The sequence below is a fragment of the Cedecea davisae genome, assembly GCF_044095835.1.
GTDB lineage: Bacteria > Pseudomonadota > Gammaproteobacteria > Enterobacterales > Enterobacteriaceae > Cedecea > Cedecea davisae.
Genome location: NZ_CP172054.1, coordinates 823810 through 841984, shown reverse-complemented (window position 1 = coordinate 841984; position 18175 = coordinate 823810). Strand labels below are relative to the sequence as shown.

The 18175-nt window shown below is 51.8% G+C and carries 17 protein-coding genes and 1 other RNA gene; 12 read left to right on the top strand and 6 right to left on the bottom strand.

Annotated elements, in window-relative coordinates:
- Positions 1-12: 12 nt before the first annotated feature.
- The 7 genes from ACG1VR_RS04510 to ACG1VR_RS04480 all read left to right on the top strand — a co-directional run bounded on the left by ACG1VR_RS04510 (position 13) and on the right by ACG1VR_RS04480 (position 9031).
- Complete coding sequence (locus ACG1VR_RS04510) at positions 13-1419, top strand: TolC family outer membrane protein (protein WP_395490311.1); 1407 nt, start codon at positions 13-15, stop codon at positions 1417-1419.
- Positions 1416-3623, top strand: coding sequence for a type I secretion system permease/ATPase (locus ACG1VR_RS04505; protein ID WP_395490310.1), 2208 nt, complete (start codon positions 1416-1418; stop codon positions 3621-3623). Before ACG1VR_RS04510 ends, ACG1VR_RS04505 begins: the two co-directional genes overlap by 4 nt.
- A 7-nt stretch (positions 3624-3630) precedes the next feature.
- On the top strand, positions 3631-4794 hold the full coding sequence (locus ACG1VR_RS04500) for an HlyD family efflux transporter periplasmic adaptor subunit (RefSeq protein WP_115586380.1): 1164 nt from the start codon (positions 3631-3633) through the stop codon (positions 4792-4794).
- A 118-nt stretch (positions 4795-4912) separates the two neighbouring features.
- Positions 4913-5276, top strand: a transfer-messenger RNA (tmRNA) gene (ssrA, locus tag ACG1VR_RS04495).
- 184 nt (positions 5277-5460) lie between these two features.
- Positions 5461-6675: an integrase domain-containing protein gene (locus ACG1VR_RS04490; protein WP_395490309.1), complete on the top strand. Its 1215-nt coding sequence runs from the start codon at positions 5461-5463 to the stop codon at positions 6673-6675.
- Positions 6672-7919 carry a DUF3644 domain-containing protein gene (locus ACG1VR_RS04485; protein WP_395490308.1) on the top strand — a complete coding sequence of 416 codons (1248 nt, stop codon included), beginning with the start codon at positions 6672-6674 and terminating at the stop codon, positions 7917-7919. The genes ACG1VR_RS04490 and ACG1VR_RS04485 overlap by 4 nt, the downstream gene beginning before the upstream one ends.
- Positions 7920-7930: 11 nt before the next feature.
- A complete protein-coding gene (locus tag ACG1VR_RS04480; protein WP_395490307.1) occupies positions 7931-9031 on the top strand; it encodes a protein kinase in 1101 nt (366 codons plus the stop codon).
- Between the two features lie 255 nt (positions 9032-9286).
- Here ACG1VR_RS04480 and ACG1VR_RS04475 read toward each other — a convergent pair whose 3' ends face one another.
- Genes ACG1VR_RS04475 through ACG1VR_RS04465 form a run of 3 tightly spaced genes read right to left on the bottom strand, consistent with a single transcriptional unit; the run spans position 9287 to position 10899 of the window.
- A complete protein-coding gene (locus tag ACG1VR_RS04475) occupies positions 9287-9799 on the bottom strand; it encodes a phage polarity suppression protein (RefSeq protein ID WP_395490306.1) in 513 nt (170 codons plus the stop codon).
- Between the two features lie 15 nt (positions 9800-9814).
- Entirely contained in the window at positions 9815-10060 is a 246-nt protein-coding gene (locus tag ACG1VR_RS04470) for an ogr/Delta-like zinc finger family protein (protein WP_395490305.1), read from the bottom strand.
- Positions 10057-10899 (bottom strand): capsid protein, encoded by an 843-nt coding sequence (locus tag ACG1VR_RS04465; protein WP_395490304.1) that lies wholly within the window; start codon positions 10897-10899, stop codon positions 10057-10059. The genes ACG1VR_RS04470 and ACG1VR_RS04465 overlap by 4 nt, the downstream gene beginning before the upstream one ends.
- Before the next feature lie 539 nt (positions 10900-11438).
- Between ACG1VR_RS04465 and ACG1VR_RS04460 the strand changes: the two genes are divergently transcribed.
- The 5 genes from ACG1VR_RS04460 to ACG1VR_RS04440 are packed head-to-tail and all read left to right on the top strand — an operon-like array spanning position 11439 to position 15148.
- Positions 11439-11705 carry a helix-turn-helix transcriptional regulator gene (locus tag ACG1VR_RS04460; RefSeq protein ID WP_395490303.1) on the top strand — a complete coding sequence of 89 codons (267 nt, stop codon included), beginning with the start codon at positions 11439-11441 and terminating at the stop codon, positions 11703-11705.
- A complete protein-coding gene (locus ACG1VR_RS04455; protein WP_395490302.1) occupies positions 11702-12259 on the top strand; it encodes a host cell division inhibitor Icd-like protein in 558 nt (185 codons plus the stop codon). The genes ACG1VR_RS04460 and ACG1VR_RS04455 overlap by 4 nt, the downstream gene beginning before the upstream one ends.
- Positions 12256-12483: a hypothetical protein gene (locus ACG1VR_RS04450; protein ID WP_395490301.1), complete on the top strand. Its 228-nt coding sequence runs from the start codon at positions 12256-12258 to the stop codon at positions 12481-12483. Before ACG1VR_RS04455 ends, ACG1VR_RS04450 begins: the two co-directional genes overlap by 4 nt.
- Positions 12480-12800 (top strand): DUF5375 domain-containing protein, encoded by a 321-nt coding sequence (locus ACG1VR_RS04445; protein ID WP_085540300.1) that lies wholly within the window; start codon positions 12480-12482, stop codon positions 12798-12800. Before ACG1VR_RS04450 ends, ACG1VR_RS04445 begins: the two co-directional genes overlap by 4 nt.
- A 14-nt stretch (positions 12801-12814) precedes the next feature.
- Positions 12815-15148, top strand: a complete 2334-nt coding sequence (locus ACG1VR_RS04440; RefSeq protein ID WP_395490300.1) for a primase-helicase zinc-binding domain-containing protein — start codon at positions 12815-12817, stop codon at positions 15146-15148.
- A 650-nt stretch (positions 15149-15798) separates the two neighbouring features.
- Here the strand turns inward: ACG1VR_RS04440 and ACG1VR_RS04435 are convergent.
- From ACG1VR_RS04435 to ACG1VR_RS04425, 3 genes are all read right to left on the bottom strand, one after another.
- Positions 15799-16764, bottom strand: a complete 966-nt coding sequence (locus ACG1VR_RS04435) for a winged helix-turn-helix domain-containing protein (RefSeq protein ID WP_395490299.1) — start codon at positions 16762-16764, stop codon at positions 15799-15801.
- A 681-nt stretch (positions 16765-17445) separates the two neighbouring features.
- Positions 17446-17997, bottom strand: a complete 552-nt coding sequence (locus ACG1VR_RS04430) for a hypothetical protein (protein WP_395490298.1) — start codon at positions 17995-17997, stop codon at positions 17446-17448.
- On the bottom strand, positions 17975-18172 hold the full coding sequence (locus ACG1VR_RS04425) for a hypothetical protein (protein WP_039898704.1): 198 nt from the start codon (positions 18170-18172) through the stop codon (positions 17975-17977). Before ACG1VR_RS04425 ends, ACG1VR_RS04430 begins: the two co-directional genes overlap by 23 nt.
- Positions 18173-18175: the final 3 nt, after the last annotated feature.

Genomic DNA, 18175 nt, shown 5'->3' with positions numbered 1-18175 from the left:
TAGGGAAAAAACATGGGAAAAATACAGCCTGTTGCGTTATGGCTGGCTTGTGGTCTGTTTTCACTCCAGGCCTGGGCCGACGATACACCTGCTTCTATTACGACTCAGGGCCTCGCTCAGCAACAAGAGCTGCCCTCACTCGATGGCTCAACCGCCCTCCCGCTGAATGCCCCTGCGCCCGGAACTTTAACGCTTAACGATGCGGTCAACCGCTCCGTCACCTGGCACCCCAGCATTCGTGAAGCAATAGGCAAACTTTACGGCCAGTCCGAACAAATTAACGTCGCGAAATCCAAATACTACCCGCAGATAAGCGCCGGAATGAATAACGGCTACACCAACACCTACAGCAACAGCGGATACAGCCCATCGCTGGTGCTTTCACTGTCCCAGATGCTGTATGACTTTGGCAAAGTGGCAAGCCAGGTACGCGCCGAAACCGCCGGGGAAGCTCAAGCTCAGGCCAACGTGCTGGTGAGTATCGATAGCGTCGGGCACGACACCGCCGTGGCGATGGTGCAGGTGCAACTCTGGCAGCAGATGGTCGACATAGCCAAAGAGCAGCTGGATGCGCTCTCGGCGATTGGCCGCCTGACCCAGCAGCGCAACGATGAAGGAGCAACCTCGATGTCCGACGTGGTGCAGACCGATGCGCGTATCGAGTCCGCCCGTTCGCAGCTGATTCAGTACCAGTCCAACCTCGACAGCACTCAAGCAACGCTGATGAGCCAACTCGGCTGGACCAGCCTCAACAAGATCAGCCCCGACTTCCCGAAAAAGCTGAACAACAGCTGCGATGTAGCGAAGCCTGATGACCGCCTGGTGCCTGCCGTTCTCGCGGCCTGGGCCCAGTCAAACGTCGCCCAGGCAAACCTCGACTACGCCAATTCGCAGATGACGCCAACTATCTCGCTGGAACCCTCCGTTCAGCACTATCTGAACAAGAACTACTCCGGCAGTGAAGTGCTGGATCGCACGCAATACTCGGCGTATATCCGCGTTGAAATGCCGATTTACCAGGGCGGCGGCCTGACCGCAAGACGCAACGCCGCAAGCCACGCGCTTGAGGCGGCGCAATCCGGCGTAGACAGAGTTCGCCTCGACGTGCGTCAAAAACTGATGGAGTCCCGCAGCCAGGCACTTAGCCTGGTCACCGCGCTCCAGGTCTTGCAGCGCCAGGAGCAGCTAAGCGCCCGTACCCGCGAGCTATATCAGCAGCAGTATCTCGACCTGGGCTCGCGTCCGCTGCTGGACGTGCTCAACGCCGAGCAGGAAGTCTACCAGGCGCGCTTCGCGCAGCAACAAACGCTGAGCCAGCTCCATCAATTGCAGCTTAACTGCCTGTACAACACCGGCAGAATGCGTAACGCATTTGGTCTGGAACACCGCAACATCCAGTCACTGGAGATCCAGCCATGAGCCAGACAGCCCCTCCCGCCGGGGAGTTTTTAAGCGAACAGGCACTGACCCAATGGGCTCATGCCATCAGCCACGTTGCCGGGCATTACCGGGTGGTTTGCTCGCCCGGCACCATTCAGGCCAACGCCCCGTGGTTTAAAGATAAGACAATGGTTCCAGCCCTGACGCAGCTTTCACGCCAGGCAGGGCTATCCTTCCACCTGCTCGGCAACACCGAAAAGGCGATTGCCCAGTGGCGGCTGCCGGTAGTAGTGAACTTAGCCAGCGGCCAGATCGCGGTAATCGAACAGTTTGACGGTGTAGATACGGTGGATATCTGCTACTTCGACGACGAACGCCACACCAACCGACAGTCGCTTAGCAAACTGCTGCCTGAAATCCGTTTTGTTGCCGCCCTACGCCCGCTCTCGGCCTTGAAAGACAGCCGGGTTGACGCCTACATCTCACGCTTCAGCCCCGACTGGATGAAAGAGCTTATTATGCTCGACGTTCGCCCCTACGGCCCGGTGATGCTCGCAGCCTTCTGGGTGAACGTACTTTCACTGGCGGGCATTTTGTTCTCGATGCAGGTTTACGATCGGGTCATTCCCGCCCAGTCGTTCCCGACGCTTTATGTGCTGGCAACCGGCGTGCTGATCGCCGTAGTGTTCGGCTTTATCCTCAAAGTCACTCGCAGCAATATTATGGACGTGTTGGGCAAGCGAGCCGATATGCGCATTTCCGATCGCGTATTCAGCCACGCCCTGCGGTTACGCAACAGCGCGGTTCCCCGCTCCACCGGCAGCTTTATTTCACAGCTGCGCGAGCTGGAGCAGATCCGCGAGATGATCACCTCCTCGACCATCTCCACCATTGTCGATCTGCCTTTCTTTCTGCTGTTTGTGGTCGTGCTGGCGATCATCGCCCCGCAGCTGGCGTGGATAGCCCCGGTAGCGGCGGTCCTGATGGTGCTCCCCGGTCTGCTGCTACAGAAAAAGCTGGCAACGCTCGCTAATCAGGCAGCTCATGAATCCACCCTGCGTAATGCTGTACTGGTGGAAAGCGTGCAAGGGCTGGAGGACATCAAGCTGATGCAGGCGGAAAATCGCTTCCTGCAACAATGGAACAGCTATATCCGCATTACTGCCGAGTCTGGCCTGAAAACCCGCGAACTGACCCAGGGCTTAATCAGCTGGGGCATGACTATCCAAAGTCTGGTGTTTGTGGTGGTGATTTTGTTCGGCGCTCCGCTGGTTATTGAGGGCGAAATGACCACAGGTGCTATGGTCGCCGCTTCGATGCTGGCCTCAAGGATGATTGCCCCGATGGCAAACCTCTGCGGTGTGCTCGCACGCTGGCAGCAGGTCAAAGCCGCCAAACAGGGGCTGGACAGCATTATGCAACTGCCGGTGGAAACCCAGCGTGATGAAAACCTCATCCACAAGGATATTTTCCACGGTCACTATCTGTTTGAAAGTGCCCAATTCAAATACCACAGCGAAGATCCGCGCATTCCGCTACGCATTGCCCGCCTGGAGATCCAGCGCGGCGAGCGCATTGCCGTGCTCGGGCGCAACGGCGCGGGCAAATCTACTCTGCTCCAGGCGCTAGCCGGAGGCGTCGATCTGGCAAGCGGCGAAGCCCGGCTCGACGATCTCGCTATGTCGCAAATCGACATGGCGGATCTGCGCCGCAATATTGGGTTCCTGAGCCAGAATGCCAGATTGTTCTACGGCACGCTGCGGGAAAACCTCACCCTCGGCGCACCACACGCCAGCGACGACGCTATCTTCGAAGTGCTGGAAGTCAGCGGCGCAAGCAACTTCGTGAAGCATCTGCCGAAGGGATTGGATCATCCAATAATGGAAGGCGGCAGCGGACTTTCCGGAGGGCAACGGCAGTCAGTCCTGCTGGCTCGCATGCTGCTGAGATCGCCCAACATCGTGCTGCTCGACGAGCCTACCGCCTCGCTGGACGATCATACTGAAAGAGAGTTTATTCAGCGCCTGAACCAGTGGCTCGGCCACCGCACGCTGGTTGTTGCCACCCACCGCGTGCCGGTGCTTGAACTGGTGGAGCGAGTGCTGGTGCTAAAAGATGGCCAGCTCGTGATGGATGCGCCGAAGGCTCAGGCACTCGGTACAGCAAGACCGGTTCCGACTACGGCACCGGCCGCCGCCCAGACACCACCGCGGGAGTGGAACAATGAAAACCAGTCAGCATGACGTCACCATGGATGACCCGGACATCCAGCGCGAAAGCGAATTCTCCGGAGCAAGCCGCATCATCCTGCTCATCACGCTGCTGTTTATTCTGTTTGGCGTCTGGGCGTGGTTCGGCACCCTGGATGAAGTCTCGACAGGCACCGGGAAAGTCGTACCCAGCTCCCGCGAGCAGATCCTCCAGTCACTGGACGGCGGGATCGTCACCGAACTGTTGGTGCATGAAGGAGACAAAGTGCAGGCCGGACAGATAGTCGCTCGTCTTGATCCTACAAGATCAGAGTCCAACGTGGGCGAGAGTGCGGCCCGCTACCGTGCCTCTCTGGCCTCAAGCGCCAGGCTCTATGCAGAGGTTAACGATGCGACACTAAAGTTTCCCGACTCGCTAAAAGCATGGCCGGATCTCATCGCTTCCGAAACCCGTTTGTTTAAAACCCGGCGGGCGCAGCTAAACGACTCAGAGGCCGAACTGAGGGATGCGTTGGTATCGGTCAACAAAGAGCTGGATATCACCCAACGGCTGGTAAAAAGCGGCGCAGCGAGCCACGTAGAAGTGCTGCGCCTACAGCGGCAGAAAAGCGACCTGGGCTTAAGGATCACCGACCTGCGCTCACAGTATTACGTTCAGGCGCGCGAGGCGCTGTCTAAAGCCAATGCCGAAGTAGATATGCTGGCCTCTATCATTAAGGGCCGCGAAGACTCGGTAACCCGCATGACGGTGCGCTCACCGGTACGCGGCATCGTGAAAAATATCCAGGTCACCACCATCGGCGGCGTTATTCCACCGAACGGTGAGATGATGGAAATTGTGCCGGTGGACGACCATCTTTTGATCGAGGCACGGCTTTCACCTCGCGACATCGCCTTTATTCACCCAGGCCAGCGCGCGCTGGTGAAAATCACAGCCTACGATTACGCCATTTACGGCGGTCTTGAAGGCGTGGTGGAGACCATCTCCCCGGACACGATTCAGGACAAAGTGAAGCCAGAAATTGTTTACTACCGGGTGTTTATCCGCACCAACCAGGATTATCTGGTGAACAAAATTGGCCGCCACTTCTCCATTTCTCCGGGCATGGTGGCGACCGTGGATATTAAAACCGGGCAGAAAACTATCATTGAGTACCTGATTAAGCCGTTCAATCGTGCCCGGGAGGCGCTGCGCGAGCGTTAATTAACCGCCTATCCCGCTGTCGCTTAAGGCATTTTGTACAACTTGCGTACAGCGGGAATTCTCTGTGTACGGCTGGTCAGCGCGGTGATAAATCTGTTATACTCCGTTTCAACACATTGGGGCTGATTCTGGATTCGACGGGATTTGCGAAACCCAAGGTGCATGCCGAGGGGCGGTTGGCCTCGTAAAAAGCCGCAAAAAAATAGTCGCAAACGACGAAAACTACGCTTTAGCAGCTTAATAACCTGCTAAGAGCCCTCTCTCCCTAGCTTCCGCTCTTAAGACGGGGATCAAAGAGAGGTCAAACCCAAAAGAGATCGTGTGGATGCCTTGCCTGGGGTTGAAGCATTAAAACTAATCAGGATAGTCTGGTAATGGCGTGTCTGTCCGCAGTTGCCCGGCGAATGTAAAGACTGACTAAGCATGTAGTACCGAGGATGTAGAAATTTCGGACGGGGGTTCAAATCCCCCCAGCTCCACCAAATGATGATCCGGATACGTCCGGTGAAGTACAGAAAGCCCGCACGGCACAAGCCCTGCGGGCTTTTTTGTGTCTGTCGTTGTCCGAGAACATCCAGCTAAATCCGGTGATTATTGGTATACGTTTAGGTATACGGTAGGATGTATACCTAAAAGCGTATACCAATTCATGAAGGAGCGGCCACAGTGGCACGGACAACACGCCCCCTGACCAACACCGAAGTTCTGCGCGCCAAAGCGTTAGAGAAGGATCTAACGCTGCATGATGGCGATGGACTTTTCATGATAGTGAAAACCAGCGGGAAAAAGCTCTGGCGTTTCCGTTATCAACGTCCGGCAACAAAGCAGCGAACAATGATGGGGCTTGGTGCTTTCCCTGCCCTTTCTCTTGCTGACGCCCGAGGGTTAAGAACTGATTACCTTGCCTTATTAGCCAACGGAATCGACCCGCAAATTCAAGCTGAAGTTGCAGAGGAACAGCAGCAAATCGCACTGGACAGTATTTTTTCAACGGTCGCCGCTAACTGGTTTCAGCTCAAAAGCAAAAGCGTTACCCCTGATTACGCGAAAGACATTTGGCGCTCACTGGAGAAAGATGTATTCCCTGCCATTGGTGAGATCCCCGTTCAGCAAATCAAAGCCCGAACACTGGTTGAAGCCCTTGAACCAATCAAAGCTCGTGGAGCACTCGAGACAGTGCGTCGGCTTGTGCAGCGCATTAACGAGATAATGATTTATGCCGTAAACACAGGTCTGATTGATGCCAATCCAGCATCAGGTATCGGAATGGCCTTTGAGAAGCCCAAAAAACAAAACATGCCGACGTTGCGGCCAGAAGAATTGCCGAAGCTGATGCGTTCTCTAGTCATGTCAAATCTGTCTGTTCCGACTCGCTGTCTAATTGAATGGCAACTCCTGACACTGGTGCGCCCTTCTGAGGCTTCTGGCACCCGATGGGAAGAAATCGATCTCGATGCAAAGCTATGGACGATTCCGGCAGAACGGATGAAGGCCAAGCGTGAGCATGTTGTTCCTTTATCTTCTCAGGCGTTAGATATTCTGGACATAATGAAGCCTATAAGTGCTAACCGGGAGTATGTTTTTCCAAGTAGAAATGATCCAAAGCAGCCAATGAATAGCCAAACAGCTAATGCTGCTTTAAAACGGATTGGATATGGGGGTAAATTAGTAGCACATGGTTTGCGCTCAATAGCGAGTACTGCAATGAATGAAGCTGGCTTGAATTCAGATGTGATTGAAGCAGCACTAGCTCATAGTGACAAAAATGAAGTTAGGAGAGCCTACAACCGTACAACATATTTGAATCAAAGAAAGGAAATAATGAGTTGGTGGGGAGATTCCATATACTCATTATCACTTATAAAAAAGGATATATCATGAGTAAATTCCAAAAAATAGACTTAGCATATGACTTCTTAATTGAAAAAGAAAAACAAGGCGCAACCTTTAAATTATCGGAGCTATCAGAAGCCAGCACATGGTCTTTAAAAACATGCTCAACACATATTTCAAAGAAGCTTAATTCCTATTTTCAGAGGGAGGGCGACGACTATATAACTAATGGTCTTTTATTCTTAAGTAAAAACGATTTCAGAGCAGCTCTAAGCCAGATATCATCTCTAACCAATAATTACTCAAGAAAAGGGATTCTTTTAAATAAATCTAAAGAGTTTGCAATACTCGCGGTTTCCACTTACAACAACCCGACTATAAAATTCAAAACATATGGATTTATAATCAACATGAATATAGCATTCACATCACTTTTTCATGCTATATTTGAAAAAAACGAGGTCGACTACTATCACAAAAATGGTGCAGGAAATACAATTCTCATCGATGGAGAAGAAAAAGCATGGGAATTAAAAGAATGCACAGAAAAATATTGGCCCGGGGTCAACTCACCAATTAAATCTAACCTTCACTTCCTTATAGGTCTTAGAAACAAAATAGAGCATCGCTTCCTCCCTGTCATAGACTTAATGTGTAGCGGAGAATGTCAAGCAGCATTAACCAACTTTGAAAATATTATAACTAAAGAGTTTGGTGATGAGCATGCATTATTAGTAAACCTTGCTGTATCCATGCAACTTAGTCGAGTATCTTCAGAGGCCAAAGTAGAAGCATTAAAACAATTCCAATCACAGAATTACGCCGTAGTTAGGGAGTTCATGGAAGCACAACAACATGAGTTGAGTGCAGAAGCATTAGAGAGCCAAGAGTACCGCATCAAAGCTTTTTTAATTCCAAAGATAGGGAATCATGCCTCATCATCAGATCTATCTATTGAATTTGTTAATTTTAGAAAGCTTAGTGATGAAGAAAAAGCACAGTATGAACAGGGCATAACATTTATAAAAGAAGTAAGAAGCCCTTATATTCATAAACCATCAGACATTGTTTCAAAAGTAAAAGAAACTCATGTTTTCTTCAATATGGCTTTGCATACAAAGTGCTGGAAGTTCTTCGATGCTAGGCCAGTGGAAATGAATAATGACTACAAGGGAATATATTCTGGCTTTGTCTTAGGCTTCAACAATTATCTTTACTCTAACGATTGGGTGTTATTTTTAAATGAACAACTTAGTAACAATGACACCCTACAACGCATCCGCGCCTCCTGAAGGAAATATATATGGCAAGTTTTTTTCGTTTAGACAGAGATTGGGGATTCTTGCAAGCTTTAGATGAGATAAACTCTCATTACAAGCCCGGAGGAATGGTCTCCGGAATGGCAAGGAATGTTCAGATACAAAATTGGGGAGTTCTTGTTGGAAGAACTCGTGCACTTGCTGAAGTTGAATTAGCGATATCCCTTGCGGGTTCAAAATCTAAGCTATGTAAGATAATACAAATCTCAGCCCCATCCCTTAATATGATGATTGATTTTTTCGAGAGTCTACCTAATGATATTAATAAGCAGGGAATCCAACAGGGAACGTCCATATCCGGACATTTATTGCTTCGCCAGATTGGGAAAGGTGGGAATGCAGTAGTATGGAAAACAAGAACAACAAATAACAACCTGCATATAATGAAGATTGCTAAACGTAGTAAAGGCATAGCATTATCACGCTTTGATGATGAAATATCCACATTAAATAGAATCAAAGCTATAAGGAACAAGAACCTTCACACAATCCCTATCATTAATAGTTATAGCAACTTGGACGATGATGGTTTTGCCTGGTTTACAATGCCAGAAGCCATCCCTTTGGAAAAACATTTTGAAAAACACGCATCCACACCTCTAACCATATTAAAAGGCATGCTGGATGTCTGTAAAACAATTGAAATACTTCACACCCAAGACATTTACCATCGAGATATAAAACCAGATAACATACTTATCTATCAACATAAGTGGTCTCTTGGTGATTTTGGCATTGCCACTTTCCCCAATAAAGAAAAAATCACTAAAGAAGGTGCCAAAATGGGTTCCCTGCATTACTACGCACCAGAAATGTTAAGCAGTTCTCAAGAAAATTCTGGTATGTATGCTGACATATACAGCTATGCAAAGTCATTATGGGCCTTATTAAGCGGAAATAAGTATCCCATTGCTGGGGAGCTTAGATTAGACCGTCCTGAGGCAAAGTTATCTACTTACTGCATGTTGGATAAAATAGAGTTACTGGATGAAGTCATATCAGCTTGTACAAGCTATACACCGAAAAACAGACCTTCAATATCAGAGTTAAGAGCTGTAATTGAAAAGGTCATAGAAAATAAATAATACATCAGCTCAGCGCGCAATGCTCTCCCCGCCACGCCTGCCCGCTTCAGGGGGCGGTTTTAATGCAGGTGCATGAGGAGGCTCAGGCCGCGCCAGCGCTGGTGCGGCGGGGGATGAAAAAATACGGGGAATAAATGCAAAACCATGCAGCGTATGCATGCATGGTTATTTTTTTAAATAAAAGCGGATTTTTTTGGGCGGGGGATGCGGATTTTTTGCAGTTCTGCGTGGCCTGTTACTGCATGAAAATCGGGCTCAGTGTCTGGCCTGATTATCTGTCCGGGATGCTCTGTCAGGCCGGAAGCCGATGGCCGTCAGGATATCCCGGTCGTCCTCCGCATAATCCACCTTAACCCCGCTTGCCAGATGAACGGATAAGGCTTCGCGGATACTGGCGGCTGCGCGGTCGAGGGCACATTCCCTGACTCTTTCCGGCAGTTCGCTGAGATGCATCAGCTCAGGTGCCAGGGCAACGGCCAGCGCCGTGCCGTTCTCCTGCATAAAGGCATGGAGCTGGCGACGGATGCTGATTCGCTGTACCGCCTCATGGTCGCGGATGTAACACCCGGCAGACTGGCTGACCTCCCGCTTTTTCAGGTCGGCGGCATCGCGCAGCGCCTGTATTTCTTCCGGCTCCGGGGGGCGTCCGGTGAGCTCCCGTTCCCGGAGTATCATCTCTGCCTGTGCCAGCCCGGATTTGGCATTTAGCCAGGCGGTTTTGCTTTTCTGGCAGACCTCAAAAGCCTGCTCCAGTGGTGTACGGTTCATAGCTGTTCTCCTGAATCAGTGGCGCAGTGACGAGCGGGCGCAGTCCAGCACGCGACGGGGTGGCACAGTGGCCGCCGGAGCAGGCTCTGGCGGGGCGGTCTCTGCCGGGGGGCGTATCACCTCGTCAATGGATTCAATGGTGCGGAACGTGGCCGAACAGAACACATTGACGCACTGGAGATAGCTCTGTTTGACGTTATCCGACAGGTAACGACTGGTGCGCACATGGGCGGCCTTTTTGCAGAACGGGCAGCGCATCATGCTCTTGCCCTCGCCGCTGCCTGCGCTTTTTCCTTCAGGGCGACCTCATCAGCCAGTCTGCGCTGGTGCCAGGACGCATTTTGCTGGGCGGCTGTCTGGTATTTACTCATATCGACGCCGGGAAGTTCAGGGCGATTGAGGCCAAGCTGCGAGATAACCGGCTCCTGATTCATATCCCATGCGTAGAACTCACTCTGAGCGAATACCGTGCCGCCCAGCTCAGCCATCAGGGTGGCATGGGGCTGTTTTTCCCCTTTAATCTGCATGGCGCGCAGGCGGAGCCTGAATGCCCGCACCAGAGCCGGAGAGATATTCTGGATGGCGGCTGACCACTCATGCTGTGCATACACGACCAGGGCGTCACGGTGGGTATTGATACATGCCATGCCGGACTCGCGGGAAGCGGCCTCGGCCTGCGCTTTTTCTTCCCTGAGACCCGCCACCATCTCAGTTTTCAGCGCAATAAGGTCATTTGCTATCTCACGGTCGGCGACCTGCTGGTAGCGCTCGGCTTTCATTTCCGGGGTCATCGCCCCCAGCACCTCCCGGAAGCGGCTGCGCCAGCTTTTTTCAGCCTGTTCACACTCCTTCTTCGCGCTCTCGATTTCCTGCTCGTTGCGGGTAATCGCCTGTGTTGCCTCCTCCAGTTTCAGCATATTGTCCGCGTGCACGGCTTTTGCCTGGCTGAAGGCTGTCATCGCATTATTGAGGTCGGTCTCAGCTTTCTGTCTGGCCGGTTCATTCACGGTTTCCAGTGCGGCATTGATAACCGCGCGGGTGGTCTCATCCTGGGTACTGCCAAGGGTTTTCATTACTGCGCTAAACATGTCTGCTTTCATCGTCGGGCTCTCTCTGTGTTTTCAACCTGACGCCATTCTGCCGCTCACCAGACAACAACTCGATGCATTGCGGTTGTGGCACCGGTGGCACAAACAGACCTTAAAAATCAGGCTGGCCAGAGAAAGGTCTCAGGAAACCCCTGTTTCTGTTTGTTTTTTTATATATAACTCTTCACCACTGTTCACCATAAAGAAAAAGATAAGTAATACAGTAAGTTAAAGGGTGAACAGTTGAGGGTCTGACTGTTCACCGTCTGTTCACCACTGTTCACCGGCAAATTTTATTGTTATCAGTACAATTAGATTTTTTGATTATTAATATCAGATTATTAATAAATAAAAGGAATAGGTTTGATTGCATTGAATTGCAGGGAATTGCAAACATTTGCCACTGTTTGCCATTTGACCTATCGGTGAAAAGTCAATGTTTGTTTTTGCGAAAATCAAACATGACCTGAGGAAAAATATATACATAATAAGGAGCTACCTGAAGCCGGACGGACACGCCCGGCGCTGTATGGACTTTATGAGGTAGCCCGATGCACACCGCTTTTTCTTCTCCGTCTTCTGCCCCTGCGGCACCGCTGATGCCGGTTTCTGATATCACCCGGGAGCGTTTTTTACGCCTGCCCGAAGTGCTTCACCTGTGCGGCCTGTCCCGCTCCACGGTCTATGACCTCATCAGCCGGAACGCTTTCCCTCAGCAGATTTCCCTCGGCGGGAAAAATGTGGCCTGGGCGCACTCCGAAATCACCGCCTGGATGGCCGACCGTATCGCCGCCCGTAACCGGGGCTGCGACGCATGAAGCTCCCCGTTCTGCAAAAAGCCCCTTTTTCTGGCTTGCTTCCGTTGTGTGTTTCCTGGTACAGTTTTCCCGCTGTCGCAAAATCGGCAGCCGGAATTGGCGTTCCGTGCAACTTATTGGCGACCTTAGACGCGCCTTGCGTCTTTTTTTACGTCGTGGCTCAGACACACCCATTTTCCGGGCTGTGGTGTTTATTCTTACACCGTGGTTCTTTCAAGATAATGGTAGTCCGGGCGGGGCAGCCTTCGGGCTGGCCGGTTTCCAATAAGGCCGGTTACGCCAACCCCGTTCGGGCTACCACCAGTGAAATTGGCGTTTCCGGTGGTAGCAATAACCGCTACTTATTGGAGGCTGCCATCATGGCTACAACCCTCACCCTGTCACACCCGCAATTCGTCTTTGTTTTCGCTGCCGTTCGCCGCGCCGACCGTAAACGCCGTGTCTGTATGCTCCGCACCGTCGCCGGGGATGAGCGTGCCGCCCGTCTTTCCCTCGTTCGCGACTACATCCTCTCGTTTGCCGGTCGTCTGCCGGTGGCGGAGGTGCTCGCATGAAAAAGCCGACCCTCACCCTGAAAGACCTCGAATGCCTGGAGCACCTGCGTAACGTCGGCCAGCTCGTCACAGAGATGGCACAGGATCAGGACTGCACCACGCTGAAACATGCCCCGGAACAGCGCTTACAGCTCACCTCCGTGATTTACCTCATGACCGCCCAGCTCGACGGCGTGGTCGAGCGCTGCAATCAGCGTTGGCTTACCGGGGAGGCAAGCGTATGAAAAAGACCTTAACCCCCGTCCTGCGTGCCGCCCTGTATCGCCGCGCCGTGGCCTGTGCCTGGCTGACGGTGTGCGAGCGCCAGCAGCGGTATCCGCACCTCACCCTTGAGGCGCTGGAGAGCGCCATCGCCGCCGAGCTGGAGGGATTCTACCTGCGCCAGCACGGCGAGGAGAAAGGCCGCCTGATTGCCTGCGCTCTGCTGGAAGATTTGATGGAGGCCGGCGCCCTGAAAGCTGCCCCGGCGCTGTCCTTCCTCGGGCTGGCTGTGATGGATGAACTTTGCGCCCGGCATATCACGCCGCCGGTTCTGCACTGAGGGAGAGAACAGGAATGAAAATGAACGTAACGGAAACCGTAAAACAGGCCTGCGGCCACTGGCCGCACATTCTCCCGGCGCTGGGGGTGAAGGTCATTAAAAACCGGCATCAGGCCTGCCCGGTCTGCGGCGGGGCTGACCGCTTCCGCTTTGACGATAAAGAAGGGCGCGGGACGTGGTTCTGTAACCAGTGTGGCGCGGGTGACGGGCTGAAACTGGTTGAGAAGGTCTTAGGTCTGAGCGCCGGAGAGGCCGCGAAACAGGTCAATGCCGTGACCGGCAGCCTGTCGCCGGTTGCCCCGGCGGTCATTGCCGCAGCGGAGGCCGAAACCGATGCCAGCCGCAAAGCGGCGGCTGAGCTGGCCGCGAAACTGACGGAGAAAACCCGCCCGGCCACCGGCAACGCCTACCTGACCCGCAAGGGCTTCCCCGACCGGGAATGCCTGACGCTGACGACCGGCCACAAGACCGGCGGCGTGAGCTATCGCGCCGGGGATATGGTGGTGCCGCTGCACGATGACAGCGGGGCGCTGGTAAACCTCCAGTTTATTAACGCGGAGGGGCTCAAACGAACCCTGAAAGGCGGCCAGGTGAAAGGGGCATGTCATACCCTCGAAGGGCAGAAACAGGCCGGAAAACGGCTGTGGATTGCCGAGGGCTATGCCACGGCGCTGACCGTGCATCACCTCACCGGGGAAACGGTGTGGGTGGCGCTGTCCTCCGTGAACCTCCTTTCTCTGGCGAGCCTTGCCCGGAAGAAATACCCGGCCTGCCAGATTGTGCTGGCCGCTGACCGCGACCTCAACGGCGACGGCCAGACGAAAGCCAGCGCCGCCGCGACAGCCTGCGAGGGACTGGTCGCCCTGCCACCGGTCTTTGGTGACTGGAATGACGCGCATGTACAGCAGGGGGAAGTGGTAACCCGTCAGGCGCTGAGGGATGCCCTGAAACCGCCGGTCGCCAGCCCGTTCGATACCATGAGCGAGGCTGAATATACCGCCATGAGTACCAGTGAAAAGGCGATGCGGGTGCATGAGCATTACGGCGAAGCGCTGGCGGTTGACCCGAACGGCCAGCTCCTGTCCCGTTATGAGGCCGGAGCCTGGAAGGTTATCTCCCCGGCAGACTTCTCCCGCGACGTGGCCGCGCTCTTTCAGCGTCTGCGCGCCCCGTTCTCGTCGGGGAAAATAGCCTCGGTGGTGGAGACCCTGAAACTGATTATCCCCCGGCAGGACGCCCCGGCACGGCGTCTGATTGGTTTCCGCAATGGTGTGCTGGATACCGGTACCGGGACGTTCAGCCCGCACAATAAAGCGCACTGGCTGCGTACCCTGTGTGAGGTGGACTTTACCCCGCCGGTGGAAGGAGAGACGCTGGAGACCCACGCCCCGAATTTCTGGCGCTGGCTCGACCGGGCGGCCAGCAATAATCCGGCCAAACGCGATGTGATTCTGGCGGCGCTGTTTATGGTGCTGGCGAACCGCTACGACTGGCAGCTCTTTCTCGAGGTGACCGGGCCGGGCGGCAGCGGGAAAAGTATTCTGGCCGAAATCGCGACCCTGCTCGCCGGGGAAGATAACGCCACCTCCGCTGATATCGATACGCTGGAAGACCCCCGCAAACGTGCTTCCCTCATTGGCTTCTCGCTTATCCGTCTGCCTGACCAGGAGAAATGGAGTGGGGACGGTGCCGGGCTCAAAGCCATCACCGGCGGGGATGCAGTCTCGGTTGATCCGAAATACCAGAATCCCTACTCAACGCATATTCCGGCGGTGATTCTGGCCGTGAACAACAACCCGATGCGCTTCAACGACCGCAGCGGCGGCGTGTCGCGTCGCCGGGTGATTATCCACTTCCCGGAGCAGATTGCCCCGGAGGAGCGCGACCCGCAGCTCCGCGACAAAATTGCCTGTGAGCTGGCCGTGATTGTGCGCCAGTTAATGCAGCGGTTCAGCGACCCGATGAGTGCCCGCGCGCTGCTCCAGTCACAGCAGAACTCCGACGAGGCGCTCAGCATTAAACGCGACGCTGACCCGACCTTTGATTTTTGCGGCTACCTTGAAGCCCTGCCGCAGACCAACGGGATGTTTATGGGCAATGCGAATATCGTCCCGCGCCAGCCCCGGAATTACCTCTATCATGCCTATCTGGTGTATATGGAGGCCAACGGCTACCGGAACGTGCTGAGCCTGAAAATGTTCGGACTCGGGCTGCCGGTGATGCTGAAGGAATACGGGCTGAACTACGAGAAGCGGCACACGAAGCAGGGCACACAAACCAACCTGACACTGAAAGAGGAAAGCAACGGCGAGTGGCTGCCGAAGTGCGACGAGCCCGAAGCGACATAACCTACACAGACCGGCATTCGCCGGTCTTTTTGTATCTGGCGACACCGAAGGTGAACATTCCACTGTTCACCCTTCACCGTATATTCACCCGCTAACACAATGAAAATAAAGTGAAAAAACGCAGGGTGAACAGAGTGAACAATAAAACCAGAAAAAACTTTTTTACCCCCTCCCGGCATCACCCCCTCCCACAGCCTGCGGCAAACAGAACGGCCAGCCCCTTGCCTGGGTGAAGAATCGATTGTTCACTCTTCACCATCTCATCACCACTTATATTTATGATACTAAACAGAAAAATCATGAGGTGAACAGAGTGAACAGTTATACGGAAAAAAAGAATTTTTTGAGGATAATCAGATATGGAACGGAGGTGTAAAAATCAGTAGGCTGAAAGCATTGGTATACGCTTAGGTATACAACCGAAAGTTGAATTAGTAAAAATTCAATAAAAACATATCATTGAGTAGAATATTCAGACTCCCCCAGCCCACCAAAATTCTTTGTTGATGGTCACCAGAGCCTGATATGAAGTCCTGAAAGCCCGCATGACGCAAGTTGTGCGGGCTTTTTTGTGTCCACATTTTGACTGGTTCTCGAGTAAGGATTCTTGCAGGTGCCGTTAACTGCGCAGGGAAAGAGCTAAGCGCAGCCTAGTGAAGAAGATCGCAGATCGGCAAAGCAGAGAACTCCCCTAAATGCTTTTCCGATTCAACTTCCGCAGCAGTTTTCCCGTGTTTATGGCAATAAGATACAAACTCGCACCGAAGTTCCGACGTGGAGTTGCATTGATTGTGACAGAACACCGGAGCGATCGACGAGTCGGCAATTTCAGCGCGTATATACTCGGCAATATCCTTTGAAATATTAGAGAGTAAGGAAGAAATGACACGGCACAGAGCACGATAGTTATAGTGATTGTCATTGTGGAGCCGCATGCCTTCGCGATAAAGCACGGAGTGATCCTTCGAACGTACTAGTTCAACCCGAATAATGGACTGCCCGTTATGGCTAATTTCGGATCCGGTAATGTAATAATCAGCTTTTGACTTTTCGATTGCCAGCAAGAAATCACTATAATCCTGGAATGCCCGAGTGATTGAGGATGAAACAATCTCGATTGGAATATCATTATTTATCTTTATACGCTGAAGCCACTCAACTAATTGATCTTGCAAAAATGCCGAAGCTATTTTGTTTTTCATATCAAATGGGAATAGCGCAAGACTACAGTTTTCGGTTAATTCAGCGCCACTGAACGTCGTGCTGGGTTCTAACGATCCGGTCTTTTGACTTTCTGAATCGGTGAACATCTTAACGGATGAAAGCAGTCGATAGCCTTTTCCGTAAATGGTCTTAATAAAACGCTTTTTATCCGTTTGCCCGAGTACTCTGCGAAGAACATAAATGCAGCGGGTAAGAGACTCATCAGAAACAATTCCGCCCTTCCAGACTTTACTAATAATCTCCTCTTTGGAGATCATGCTATTGGCTCGCTCCAGCAGCAGATGAAGAACCGCGCTTTCTTTAGGGGCCAGCTCGACTTCACCCTTGTGATCGCAGATCAATCGCCCCTGCCTGAAACAAAAACTCTCAAATTTGTAGTAGATGACATTCATAATATGTAATTCCCTTTACAAAAACAAATGAGGTTAGATCACTTAATAAGTTACAAACATCATTTTAAAACATTGAGAAAGCTCAATCGATTAAATATATAAATCCGGGAGACAAACATGGCAAAGATGCCAATAACGCCGGGCATAATCATTTTCCAAAAAACTACCAGGGATGCTGTTAAACGAGGCCTAGTTTTTCATCAAAAAAAATGTCCGTCAAGTTAGCCGGAGCAACGTTCAAAACAAACAACAAGCATTTGAAAACAAAGGGGATTAATGAATTAATAATATTTTTCAGGCTAAATTTTGCGCATTAACGGCAATCAGTTTAGAGCATAATATTGTAAGAAGCGATTAGCTATCCGCTTTTATCAGCATAAAATGCTGAGGCGAGGTAATGCAATTTATTTATAATACCTTTGAATTAAATGTTAATCTTACAGTATTAAATAATACGCTCATAAAGAGACGTTGAGAATAACTAATTATGGCAACGGGACAATAATTGTCAGAGTGATTGCTGTAGAAATAATTAACAGGCAATACTGCTGGTAGAATAGCGGAGGGAGGAAGGTGATGGATTGGGTTGGAATACCGCGATGGCGCAACATCACTGCTGTAATGGCGCCAGGCATTATGGCATTTTGCCTGAAATCAGGCAGTTTGATTTAAAACAGTAAGTTAACACTCCAGATAGCGATTGACCGCCTGCTCCCAGCTGACCCTATTGGAAAAATTAAAATCGGCGGCATTGAAAGGATCAATAAACATGTAGTCAGGCCGGTATTCAGGCGTTCCGGCCTCCTTTACCCTTTGACATAGTTCATCTCTTTTTTGGCCATCGTTCATTTTTAGCTGCACATTATCCCAAAATGCCTTTTTTTGTTGGCCGCTAAGTGAATCGATACTTTCTTTGAGTAACCTGCTGTGCCGCGCATGCGCATATTGACTGTCCACCCGCCTCGCATCATACCAGGTTTTACTTCCTGCCAGGGCATAGAGAAAGGTTGCATCGCCCCACTCCCGCGATTTAATACAATTATTCATTCTTTGGTAGAGTTGAGCGGGCAAGTCAGCCGCAATAAACCTCATATCACTTTCACATTGCACCTGCTGGAGGTCTGCCGCTCCCTTTCCTGAAAGAGATTTACCCGGAGACTGACACCCGGAGATAAGCACCGGGACAGGCAACAATAGTAAAGCCAAAAGCTTACCAGTCGGCATTTTCATCATCTTTGATTCCATTTGATAACAGGATATTTTGCTTCCATTCTTCATACATAATAGTAAAGCCGAAATTAGGCGGACTCGCTTCTTTAGAGGCCATTTCATCAAGCGTCTTTATCTTTTCATGCGCATTCAGCTCATTCGATTGACGGGCGGTGAATGCAGAGCTATCTATATTCATGGT